The organism is Leifsonia sp., from assembly GCF_051955155.1.
Classification (GTDB): domain Bacteria; phylum Actinomycetota; class Actinomycetes; order Actinomycetales; family Microbacteriaceae; genus Leifsonia.
This window is the reverse complement of the sequence record NZ_JBQCGZ010000104.1, coordinates 1-10,719: the sequence shown is the minus strand read 5'-3', so window position 1 is coordinate 10,719 and position 10,719 is coordinate 1. Positions and strand designations below refer to the sequence as shown.

10 protein-coding genes are annotated in these 10,719 nt (G+C 72.7%); 5 read left to right on the top strand and 5 right to left on the bottom strand.

The window, feature by feature from the left end:
* From ACTHMF_RS11505 to ACTHMF_RS11495, 3 genes are all read right to left on the bottom strand, one after another.
* Positions 1-740, bottom strand: a 740-nt coding sequence (locus ACTHMF_RS11505) for an IclR family transcriptional regulator (RefSeq protein ID WP_440317685.1), incomplete at its 3' end; no start/stop codon positions are given.
* Positions 741-752: 12 nt separating this feature from the next.
* Complete coding sequence (locus tag ACTHMF_RS11500) at positions 753-2,729, bottom strand: cellulose binding domain-containing protein (protein ID WP_440317684.1); 1,977 nt, start codon at positions 2,727-2,729, stop codon at positions 753-755.
* A gap of 47 nt (positions 2,730-2,776) precedes the next feature.
* Positions 2,777-3,451, bottom strand: coding sequence for a GntR family transcriptional regulator (locus ACTHMF_RS11495; protein WP_440317682.1), 675 nt, complete (start codon positions 3,449-3,451; stop codon positions 2,777-2,779).
* 152 nt (positions 3,452-3,603) lie between these two features.
* Between ACTHMF_RS11495 and ACTHMF_RS11490 the strand changes: the two genes are divergently transcribed.
* Positions 3,604-5,001: an MFS transporter gene (locus tag ACTHMF_RS11490; RefSeq protein WP_314148272.1), complete on the top strand. Its 1,398-nt coding sequence runs from the start codon at positions 3,604-3,606 to the stop codon at positions 4,999-5,001.
* Between the two features lie 90 nt (positions 5,002-5,091).
* Here ACTHMF_RS11490 and ACTHMF_RS11485 read toward each other — a convergent pair whose 3' ends face one another.
* Positions 5,092-6,744 (bottom strand): thiamine pyrophosphate-binding protein, encoded by a 1,653-nt coding sequence (locus tag ACTHMF_RS11485; protein WP_440317680.1) that lies wholly within the window; start codon positions 6,742-6,744, stop codon positions 5,092-5,094.
* A gap of 199 nt (positions 6,745-6,943) precedes the next feature.
* Here ACTHMF_RS11485 and ACTHMF_RS11480 point away from each other — a divergent pair, with 199 nt between their 5' ends.
* Both ACTHMF_RS11480 and ACTHMF_RS11475 read left to right on the top strand, forming a co-directional pair.
* The gene (locus ACTHMF_RS11480) at positions 6,944-7,309 is read left to right on the top strand and encodes a YciI family protein (RefSeq protein WP_440317679.1); all 366 of its coding nucleotides are present in this window, start codon (positions 6,944-6,946) and stop codon (positions 7,307-7,309) included.
* Positions 7,310-7,352: 43 nt separating this feature from the next.
* Positions 7,353-7,730 carry a VOC family protein gene (locus ACTHMF_RS11475; protein ID WP_440317677.1) on the top strand — a complete coding sequence of 126 codons (378 nt, stop codon included), beginning with the start codon at positions 7,353-7,355 and terminating at the stop codon, positions 7,728-7,730.
* A 66-nt stretch (positions 7,731-7,796) separates the two neighbouring features.
* Here the strand turns inward: ACTHMF_RS11475 and ACTHMF_RS11470 are convergent, their stop codons facing one another.
* Positions 7,797-8,849: a LacI family DNA-binding transcriptional regulator gene (locus tag ACTHMF_RS11470; RefSeq protein ID WP_314147811.1), complete on the bottom strand. Its 1,053-nt coding sequence runs from the start codon at positions 8,847-8,849 to the stop codon at positions 7,797-7,799.
* 143 nt (positions 8,850-8,992) lie between these two features.
* On the opposite strand from ACTHMF_RS11470, the gene ACTHMF_RS11465 reads away from it, so the two are divergent.
* Both ACTHMF_RS11465 and ACTHMF_RS11460 read left to right on the top strand, forming a co-directional pair.
* Complete coding sequence (locus ACTHMF_RS11465) at positions 8,993-9,925, top strand: carbohydrate ABC transporter permease (RefSeq protein WP_440317675.1); 933 nt, start codon at positions 8,993-8,995, stop codon at positions 9,923-9,925.
* Positions 9,925-10,719 (top strand): carbohydrate ABC transporter permease (locus tag ACTHMF_RS11460; protein ID WP_440317673.1); only part of this gene is annotated, 795 nt, incomplete at its 3' end. The genes ACTHMF_RS11465 and ACTHMF_RS11460, both read left to right, overlap by 1 nt.

Here is a 10,719-nt window from a genome sequence, read left to right as displayed (position 1 = left end):
CCCGCGGCCCCCCGGCCGGGCGGCTCCCCCCCCGGGGCCGCCCCCCCCGGGGGGCCCCCCCCGGCGGGGCGGCCCCCCACGGCCGCGGTGTCCCTGTCGCTCGCCACGTAGACGACCGCGATCGACGCGAGCGGCTGGCCGTGCACGACGAGCGGCACCGCGACGGATGCGATGCCGGGGATGACCTCGTCGTGGCTCGTCGCGTAGCCGAGCCGGCGGGCGGTCGCCGCCTCGTCGCGCGGGTGCTCGTCCGGCAGCTCGCTCCACTGCTCCTCGGTGAGCGCGGACTGGATGGCGATTCCGGGCGCCCCGCTCGCCAGCGGGTGCCGGGTGCCGGGCCGCTGCGCCACGCTGGCGTGCGCGTTCGCCGGCTCGATGCTGACCAGGGTGACCACCTCGTGGCGGTCGAGCACGGCGAGGAAGGCGGTCATCGAGAGCTCGTTGGCGACGGCGCTCAGCTGGGGGAGCGCCGCCGACTGAAGGCTGCGCGACACCGAGCGGGCGAGCGTCGCCATCCGGGGGCCGAGCTGGGCCGCCCCTGCGGCGTTCCTGACGACGAGGCCATGGTCCTCCAGCGTGCGCAGGATGCGGTAGACGATCGAGCGGTGCACGCCGAGCGCTGCGGCGAGCTCCGCGATGGTCAGCGGGCGCTCGGCGTCGGCGAGCACCTCCAGCACGCGGATGCCGCGGGAGAGGGTCTGCGAGTGCGGCGCGGGCGCGTCGTCGCTGGGGGAGGCCATGCGCCCATTCTTTCAGCCCGCCGCGGCGACGAAGGCCCGCGAGAACGCCCAGCGCGTCTCCTGGACACCCGAGCACATGTACGCCGGGATGCCGGAGGCGCACGGCTGGTCCCGGGTCAGCTCCCACCAGGACAGCCCGGCGAGCCCGGCCGACCGGGCGAACCGGCCGACGGTGCCGGCGTCGGCGAGCGTGAAGACCTCGCCGGTGTCGTTCCTGCCGAGCATCGGGGTGATGGCGACCATCCCGAGCCGCTGGGCGTCCGTCCAGCCGGCGAACGCGGGGATGCCGGCGAGCTGGCCCGCGGTCGCGGTGGCCGCGGAGACGGCGGCCGTGCCCATCGCGGTGACGCCGGTCCCGTAGTCCATCGCCATGACGTTCACGGCCGAGAGGGTGACGCCGGCGGAGGTGAACTCGCGGACGGTGCGCAGGCCCGACGCGAGCAGGCCGGTGGGCATCACGGGCAGGGTGAGCGAGACCTGGAGCGGGTGTCCCGCCGCGGCGCGCTGCTTCTGCAAGGCGGCGACCGCGACGGCCCGGCGCAGGTTGGACGCGGAGTCGGAGACGTCGGCGCCCTCGATGTCGAAGTCGACGCGGTCCAGTCCGAAGCGGGAGACGACGGCGCTGTACGCGGCGAGCAGCTTCGCCGGGTCGGTGCAGACCCGCGCGAGCTCGTCGTTCGCCGCGCCGCCGAACGAGGCGACGACGCGGCCGCCGCGCGCCTGGAACGCGGAGACGATGCTCTGGAAGTCCTGCGAGCCTCCGATCGTGTACGCGGTGTAGCCGGCCCAGGTCGGCGAGCACGCGCTGGAGCGGTCGGCGACGATGAAGGCGGCGGTGACCGCATTGACGCCGGCGGAGGACGCGAAGGCGGACAGGTCGACGGTCGGCCACAGGCCCATGTCCACGTACGGGGCGATCAGCAGCGGGCCGGTCGATCCCGGCAGCGGTGCGGGATCCGGTGCCGGCGTCGGCGTCGGGGAGGGGGTCGGGGCCGGGCCGGTCGTGGAGCCGCCGATGCTGCACGGCAGGCTCGCGCCGATCACGCGGCAGCCCGTCGGCAGGAGGCCGGCGTCCGCGGCCTTGGCGGAGGTGAGGCCGAACGTGGCGGTCGCCCCGGGTGCGAGGGTCCTGGCGTAGCTCGGCGCGGCGACCGTGAAGCCGTCGGCGCTCGCCGCGGCGGTGCCGTCCCACAGGCTGACGACGCCGGCGGCGGTCGTGAAGCCGAGCTGCCAGGGCGAGAGGGAGGCGGTGGAGCGGTTGGTCAGGGTGACCGAGGACTGGAAGCCGGCCGTCCACTCGGAGGTGACGGTCCAGGCGACGTCGATGCCGCCGGGGGTGGGGGTGGGCGTCGGGGTGGGGGTTGGAGTCGGCGTCGGTGTCGGAGTGGGCGTCGGTGTCGGAGTGGGCGTCGGCGTCGGCGTGGGCGTGGGCGTGGCCGTCGGCGTCGGTGTCGGAGTGGGCGTCGGCGTCGACGTGGGCGTGGGCGTGGGAGTGGCCGTCGGCGTCGGCGTCGGCGTCGACGTCGGTGTCCCTCCCGCATCAACCGGTCCGCCGTTCACCGCGCACGGGATGCTCGTGCCGGCCGGGCCGCCGACGATCGTGCATCCCGTCGGAACGATCGCGGCCGTGCCCGCGCGCGTTGCGGTCAGGCCGAACGCGGCGCTCGCGGCCGGGGCCAGCGTCGTCGCCCACGACGGCGCGGCGACGGTCAGCGTGCCGGAGGCCGACGGGACCGCGGTCGCCGACCAGATGCTCACGAGCGTGTGCGGGAACGTGAACCGCAGCTGCCACGGCGCGAGCGTGGTGGTCGTTCCGTTGCGGACGGTCACCGCCGACTGGAAGCCCGTCGTCCACGCGTTCGACGTCGTCCAGGTGACATCGACCCGGGCGGGCGAGGACGCGGCGGTCGCGGCGACGGCGCCGCAGCCGAGCAGCAGGGCGACGACCGCGGCGAGGGCGACGGCGAGACGGGAGGCGGAGCGGGTCATCTGGTCCTCCTAGGCTTCTTGCCGGCGACTATCGGCCGGTTCGCCGCTCAGGTCAGGCGACCGACCTCGCGCTCGTGGTCCAGGTACGCGTCGAGCGTCGCCGAGCGGTGCCGCCTGGCGGCCGACTCGACCTCGGCGGCCGGCGCTCCGGTCTCGATCAGCCGCAGGATCTCGTCGTGCTCTGCCACCGACTCCTGCGCGCGGCCGGGGACGAAGTCGAACGTCGAGCTGCGCAGCGTGCCGAGCCGCGCCCACTCGGCGTTCACGAGCTCCACCAGCCGGCGGTTCGGGCAGGGCGCGTAGAGCGCCGCGTGGAACTCGTGGTTCAGCTCGGTGAAGGCGACGGGGTCGAAGTGGTCGAAGCTCTCGGCCATCCGGCGGTTGAGCTCGCGGGCGCGCGCGATGTCTGCGGGCGTGAGCGCGGGCGCTGCGAGCCCGGTCGCCGAGCCTTCCAAAATCGCGAGGGCCTGCATCGAGTAGCGGTACTGAGACTCGTCGACCATCGTGACGCGCGCGCCGATGTTGCGCTCGAAGGTGACGAGCCCTTCCGCCTCCAGCTGCCGCAGCGCCTCGCGCACGGGCACGACGCTCATGCCGAGGTCGGCGGCGAGGGAGCCGAGCACCAGGCGGTAGCCGGGGGAGTACTCGCGGCGGGCGATCCGGAGTTTGATCCAGTCGTAGGCGGCCTGGGATTTGCTCGGCGCGGGGTGTTCGGTGGACATCGAGGCGATCCTAGCGACCCGCGCCGTGCGCGTCGCGATGATGCGCTCCCGGAACATGCCGTTCGATATTCGAAATCGTATCATATACAATCAAGATGCTCCGAGCCTCAGCAGCTCGTCCGACGACGATGTCACCGAAGGAGAACCCCTCAATGAGCACACCAGAATCCTCGCGGCCGGTCTCATCCGCCGCGTTCACGCCGACCGGCAGCATTGCGGCCAGCACCGATCGCAAGCGGGTGGTCTTCGCCACCGTGGTCGGCACGACGGTCGAGTGGTACGACTTCTTCGTCTACGCCTCCGCCGCCGGCCTGGTCTTCGGCCAGCTGTTCTTCGAGCCCGCGGGGCCGCAGTTCGCCACCATCCTCTCGTTCCTGACGGTCGGGATCAGCTTCCTGTTCCGTCCGCTCGGTGCGTTCATCGCCGGACACCTCGGCGACAAGCACGGCCGCCGCCTCGTTCTCATGCTGACGCTCATCCTGATGGGCGTTGCGACCGCACTCGTCGGTCTGCTGCCGACGTACGCCGCGATCGGCATCGCCGCGCCGATCCTGCTCATCCTGCTGCGCATCCTGCAGGGCATCTCCGCGGGTGGCGAATGGGGAGGCGCGGTGCTGATGGCGGTCGAGCACGCGCCGACCGCCCGGCGCGGCCTGTTCGGGGTCGCTCCGCAGATCGGCGTCCCGCTCGGCCTGCTGCTCGCCTCCGGCACGATGGCGCTGATGGCTCTGATCGCCCCGGGCGACGCGTTCCTGGCGTGGGGCTGGCGCGTGCCGTTCCTGCTCTCGATCGTGCTCATCCTGATCGGCTACTACGTGCGCCGCCGGGTGGAGGAGTCTCCGGTGTTCGTCGAGATCGCCGAACGCAAGGAGCAGACCAGGACACCGATCGTGCAGCTGTTCCGCAAGCACGCGCTGCTGGTGGTGCTCGCCGCGCTGATCTTCGCGGGCAACAACGCCGTCGGCTACATGACCACGGGCGGCTACATCCAGAACTACGCGACCAACCCGGACGGCCCGATCGCGCTCGACCGCGGCCCGGTGCTGTGGGCGGTGGCGGGATCGGCCGTCACCTGGCTCGTCGCCACCTGGTTCGCGGGCTGGCTGAGCGACAGGATCGGCCGCCGCAGCACGTACATCGCGGGCTGGGTGCTGCAGCTGGTCGGCGTGTTCCTGCTGTTCCCGCTCGTGAACGCGGGGACGGTGTGGACGGTCTTCGCCGGCGTCGCCGTGCTGACCATCGGCCTCGGCTTCACGTACGGCCCGCAGGCCGCGTACTACGCGGAGCTGTTCCCGGCGTCCATCCGCTTCTCCGGCGTCTCGATCTCGTACGCGATCGGCGCGATCCTGGGCGGGGCGTTCGCGCCGACCATCGCGGCGGCGCTCGTCCAGGCGACGGGATCGACGTTCTCGGTCACGCTGTACCTGGCCGGGATGACCGTGATCGGGCTGATCGCCACGCTGCTGCTGCGCGATCGCTCCCGCATCCCGCTCGGACCCGACCACGAGGCGCAGCAGGCCGCATCCCCCATCGTCGGCTCCCGCGCCTGACCGGGCCCGCGAGGGGCACGTCGTTGTCGACTCTTCGCCTCGCAAGCGACAACGACGTGCCCCTCGCGGCTGGACGGGGGCGGCGCACGGTCAGGAGTTCACGCGGATGATCTCCTCCTGGTAGGGGGCGATCACGGCGCCGGAGATGCGCAGGTCGAGCACAAGGAAGGGGCGCTGGGCGGCGGGGCGGGCCGCCCACTCCGCGAGGGCGTCCAGGTCCTCGGGGGTGCGCACCACGACGCCCTCGGCGCCGAACGCACGGCCGAGGCCGGCGAAGTCCGCCTCGGGGATGCGCATCGGGCCCTGCGCGAGCCCCTTCAGCCCGTACAGGTTCACCTCGGCGCCGTAGGCGGCGTCGTTCCACACCACGCACAGGCCGCGGCCGCCGGCGACCCGGACCGCGGACTCCAGGTCGGCCAGGGCCATCAGGCCGCCGCCGTCGCCGGTGGTCAGCACGATGGTCGAGGACGGATGCGCGAGCGCGGCGCCGGCGACGCTCGGGAAGCCGAGCCCGATCGACTGGTACGCCGTGCCGACCATCAGCATCCGGTCGGGGGAGGCGACCGGCCAGTACATGTGCGCCCAGCCGATGACGTGCCCGCCGTCGGACACGACGACGCGGTCCTCCGGGAGCAGCTCGGCGATGCGCGCGGCTGCGGTCCGCGGGTCCAGGCGGCCGTCGGGGGCGAGGCCGTCGCCGCGCGGCCGCTCGCGCAGCGCTGCGACATCCAGCGACTCCCGCCAGCCGGACGGCGACGCCCCGAGCGCGGCGAGCTGGGCGAGCATCGCCTCCGCGACGACGCGCGCGTCCCCGCGCACGTACGCGCCGACGTGCGGGTGCGTCGCCGCGGGTGCGACATCCACCTGGATGACGCGGGTGCCCGGCGAGAACAGCTGTCCGAACCGCATCGTGAACTGATTGAGCGAGGCGCCGAAGACGACCGCGACGTCCGCCGAGCCGACCAGCCCCATCGCCCCCTCCGCGCCGAAGCCGCCGGTCACGCCGAGGTCGTACCTGCTGTCGGGGAACACGCCGCGACCGAGCGCGGTGGACGCGGTGACCGCTCCCGTCGCCGCGGCCAGCGCGCCGAGCGCGTCGCCGGCGCCGGCGAGCCAGGCGCCGCGGCCGGCCAGCAGGAACGGGCGCTCCGCCGTCGCGAGCGCCGCCGCGGCGTCGGCGACGCTGCCGAGCGCGAACGGGCCGGCGGGCTCCAGCGGGGCGGGCAGCGCCGGGGACGGTGCGGGCGGCACCGGTCCGGCGTCGCGTGTCGCGACGTCGTAGGGGATGGCGAGCACCGTCGGCACCCGATAGGTGAGCGCGTGCTCGACCGCGATCACGGTCGTCGCGGCCGCATCCGCCCGGCCGACGGTGTAGGTGCGCGCACCGACCGCGCTCGCCAGCGCGATCTGGTCGACGTCCCAGGGCCGGGGACCGGAGGTCGGCTCGTCGCCGACGACCAGGACCAGCGGGATGTGCGCCTGCACCGCCTCCGCCAGCGCGGTGAGCGTGTTGGTGAAGCCGGCGCCGTAGGTCGCGGTCGCTGCGGCGAGCCGGCCGGACGCCCGGTGATAGGCGTCGGCGGCAACGACGGCGCCGGCCTCGTGGCGCATCGCGGTGTACGGGACGGCGCCTTCGCGCTCGAGGGCGTCCAGGAAGTGGGCGTTGCCGTTGCCCATCACCCCGAACACCTGGTCGACGTGCTGGGCGAGGGTGGCGGCGACGTGGGCGGAGACGGAGGGCATGGCGAAGCCTTTCGAGACGGGAACGGACGTGGTGGTTTCCGTATGTGTCTCGCGCGCCGCATCCCAGCGGGCGGCTTCGTGCCCATTTTTCGAGCACCGGGCCGGTGGACCGGCCGGACCCCAGCAGTATACCGGCGTCGAAAACGCGGGATCCCGTTCGACGTGAGGGTGTAGGCAGAGAGCCACGACCTTCGAGGAGATGAACACGATGACGCAGTACCTGATCCTGATCAACGGCGACGAGGCCCGCTGGGCGGCGCAGAGCGCGGAGCAGCGCAGGAAGATCGACGACGGCCACCGCGGGTTCTGGGAGCGGGCCGGCGCGTCGGTCATCGCCTCCGGCGAGCTGGAGCCGTCGACGCAGGCGGTGACGCTGCGCACGGGCGCGGACGGCGCCCCGGTCCAGACCGACGGTCCGTTCGCCGAGGCCAAGGAGGTGATCGGCGGTTTCTATGTGATCGAGGCGCCGGATCGCGACCACGCCGTCGCGCTCGCCGCTGGACTCGCCGAGGCGCGCCAGGGTCACGGCGGTGTCGAGGTGCGGCCGCTGGTCGATCACGGCTGAATCCGCTCTGGCGCGCGGCCGCCCCGGCGAGGAGGATGCGCTCATGACGGATGCAGGGATCACCGGGGTCACGACCATCGCCATCCCGGTCGCCGACCAGGAGGCGGCGCTCGCGTTCTACCGCGACGCGCTCGGATTCGAGGTGCGCCTGGACGCACCGCTGCCGCAGGGCGGCCGCTGGATCATGCTGGCGCCGCCCGGCTCGCCGGTGTCGGTGTCGCTCGTGCCGCCCGGCGAGGGCGAGCGGGCCGGCATCGACACCGGCATCCGGTTCGAGGCGACGGACGCCGCGCGGACGCGCGAGGAGCTGGCCGGGCGCGGCGTGCAGGTGGGGGAGCTGCTGCAGTGGCCGGGCGTCCCGCCGATGTTCGAGGCGCGGGATGCGGACGGGAACCGGTTCGCGGTGATCCAGGGCGGCTGAACCGGCCCTCCGTTCCCCCGGAGGTCCGGGCGGTTGTCGCCGCGGTCGCCGAGCTGCGGACGCCGGTCAGTCGCGGGCCGGTGCGGGGCCCGTGCTGGCGCGGACGACGAGGCGGGTGGGCTGCACCGAGGAGCGGACGGGCTCCGGCCTGCCCTCGATCTCGGCGACGAGCAGCTCCACGGCGCGGCGGCCGGTGGCCTCGAACTCCTGGTGGATGGTCGTCAGCGGCGGCCAGAACGAGTCGGACTCCGCCATGTCGTCGAAGCCGACGACGCTGATGTCGTCCGGGACGCGCCGGCCGGCCTCGTGCAGGGCGCGCAGCACGCCGAGGGCCATCTGGTCGTTCGCCGCGAAGACGGCGGTGATCTCCGGGCGGCCCGCGATCTCGCGGCCGTGCCGGTACCCGGCGGCGGTCGACCAATCGCCCCGGAACACCTCGGGCGCCTCGGCGCCGGCCGCGGCGAGCGTCTCGCGCCAGGCCTGCTCGCGGCGGGCGGCGGAGTAGGAGTCCGCGGGGCCGGAGATGTGCCACACCGTGCGGTGGCCGAGCGAGAGCAGGTGCTCTGTCGCCTGCCGGGCACCCTCCGCCTGGTCGGTGTCCACCTGCGGGTAGTCTGGCCGCTCGGTGGAGTCGATGACGACCACCGAGAGCCCGGGCGGCAGCTCCACGTCGGCACGGTCGACGATGTGCGCCTCGATCACGATGATGATGCCGTCGACGGCCTGCTCCAGCAGGCGCGTGAACGCGATGCTCACATCCTGCTGGGTCGGGTGCTCGACGGGGACGACGGTGATCGAGTAGCCGGCGGTCGCCGCCGAGCCGGCGATCGCGTCCAGCGTGCGCATGTTGCCGTACGAGGACAGCGTGAACATCACGACGCCGATGTTGCGGAACCGCCCGGACCGCAGTGCCCTGGCGGCGCGGTTCGGCCGGTAGCCGAGCGCCTGCATGGACGCCAGGACGCGGTCGCGGGTGGCCGCCTCCACGTTGGTGAGGCCGTTCGCGACCCGGGAGACCGTCTGCGTCGACACCCCGGCGTGGGCGGCGACGTCGCCGAGCGACGGCCCGCGCTTGCGGCTGGGCCGCTGGGCGGGAGCGGGGTCGGCGATCTCGGTCATAACTCCCCATTCTGGTGATCCGACGCGGGACTTGCGTCATGTTGACGTCAACATGTTAGAGTACGGCAGCAGATGTTGACGTAAACATCGCCCGCACCACTGCACCACCGCACCACCGCACCACCCGAGAACCGAGGAAGGCAATGACGACGACGTCCATCACGCCGGCGGCCGCGCCGGTCACGAAACCGCAGCGGCGCCGCGGCAAGCGCTCGCGCCGCGACTGGCGAGGCTGGGCCTTCGTCGCACCGTTCATGGTGGTCTTCGCCCTGATGATCGTCGCGCCGGTCGTCTACGCGATCTACCTCAGCCTGTTCCGGCAGCAGCTCATCGGCGGCAACGCCTTCGTCGGCCTCGGCAACTACGTCGCCGTCCTGCAGGACGCCAAGTTCTGGGAGTCGCTCGGCCGGGTCGCCCTCTTCCTGCTCGTGCAGGTGCCGATCATGCTGGTGCTCTCGCTCACCGCCGCGCTCGCCCTGGACAGCGCCCGGCTGCACGGCGCCGGCTTCTTCCGCATCGCGCTGTTCCTGCCCTACGCGGTGCCCGGCGTCGTCGCGGCGCTCATCTGGGGCTTCATCTACGGCGACCAGTTCGGGCTCACCGCGAGCGTCAACCAGCTGCTCGGCACCCACCTCGCCCCGCTCAGCGGCCAGTGGATCCTCGCCTCCATCGGCAACATCGTCACCTGGGAGTTCCTGGGCTACAACATGCTGATCTTCTACGCCGCGCTGCGCGTCATCCCCGGCGAGCTGTACGAGGCGGCGGAGATCGACGGCGCCGGCGCGTTCCGCGCGGTGTTCAGCATCAAGATCCCCGCGGTCCGCGGCGCGATCGTGATCGCCACGATCTTCTCGATCATCGGCAGCTTCCAGCTCTTCAACGAGCCGAACCTGCTCAAGCAGCTGGCGCCGAACGCGATCAGCAGCTACTTCACCCCGAACATGTACGCCTACAACCTCTCGTTCGCCGGGCAGCAGTTCAACTACGCCGCGACGGTCGCGATCGTGATGGGAGTGGTCACCGCGGTGATCGCCTACGTGGTCCAGCTCCGCGGCTCCAGGAAGGAGATGCGCTGATGGCCGCCGTCACCGACGTCAGGACCCGCCGCGCCACCCGACGTGCCGCCGCCCGCTCCGAGCTCGCGCCCTCGCGCCGCATCCGCAAGTCGCCCGTCCTCACGGTCGTCATGGTGCTCTTCGTCATCTACTCGTTCGTGCCGCTGATCTGGCTGATCGTGAACGCGACGAAGAGCCAGCCCGACCTCTACAGCTCGTTCGGGCTCTGGTTCGGCAAGGACTTCAATCTGGTCCAGAACGTCATCGACCTGTTCAGCTACCGCGGCGGCATCTTCCTGCAGTGGCTCGGCAACACCCTGCTCTACGTCGTCGTCGGCGCCGGCGGGGCCACCCTGCTGGCGACCGTCGCCGGCTACGGCATGGCGAAGTACGACTTCCCCGGCAAGCGCGCGGTGTTCGCCGTCGTGCTCGGCGCCATCGCGGTGCCGGGGACCGCGCTCGCGGTGCCGACCTTCCTGCTGTTCAGCCAGGCCGGGCTCACCAACACGCCGTGGGCGGTCATCCTGCCGTCGCTGATCAGCCCGTTCGGCTTCTACCTGATCTGGACGTACGCCAGCGAGGCCATCCCCACCGAGCTGCTGGAGGCCGCGCGGATGGACGGCGCGGGCGAGTTCCGCACCTTCTTCACAATCTCGCTGCGGCTGCTCGCGCCCGGCATCGTCACGGTCGCGCTGTTCGCGATCGTCGCCACCTGGAACAACTACTTCCTGCCGCTCATCATGCTGAGCGATCCGACCTGGTACCCCCTCACGGTCGGCCTCAGCCAGTGGAGCGCGCAGGCGACGGGGGTCGGC

Coding starts and splice junctions, on each gene's coding strand:
- ACTHMF_RS11500 (WP_440317684.1), bottom strand. CDS start 2,729: ATGACCCGCTCCGCCTCCCGTCTCGCCGTCGCCCTCGCCGCGGTCGTC.
- ACTHMF_RS11495 (WP_440317682.1), bottom strand. CDS start 3,451: ATGTCCACCGAACACCCCGCGCCGAGCAAATCCCAGGCCGCCTACGAC.
- ACTHMF_RS11490 (WP_314148272.1), top strand. CDS start 3,604: ATGAGCACACCAGAATCCTCGCGGCCGGTCTCATCCGCCGCGTTCACG.
- ACTHMF_RS11485 (WP_440317680.1), bottom strand. CDS start 6,744: ATGCCCTCCGTCTCCGCCCACGTCGCCGCCACCCTCGCCCAGCACGTC.
- ACTHMF_RS11480 (WP_440317679.1), top strand. CDS start 6,944: ATGAACACGATGACGCAGTACCTGATCCTGATCAACGGCGACGAGGCC.
- ACTHMF_RS11475 (WP_440317677.1), top strand. CDS start 7,353: ATGACGGATGCAGGGATCACCGGGGTCACGACCATCGCCATCCCGGTC.
- ACTHMF_RS11470 (WP_314147811.1), bottom strand. CDS start 8,849: ATGACCGAGATCGCCGACCCCGCTCCCGCCCAGCGGCCCAGCCGCAAG.
- ACTHMF_RS11465 (WP_440317675.1), top strand. CDS start 8,993: ATGACGACGACGTCCATCACGCCGGCGGCCGCGCCGGTCACGAAACCG.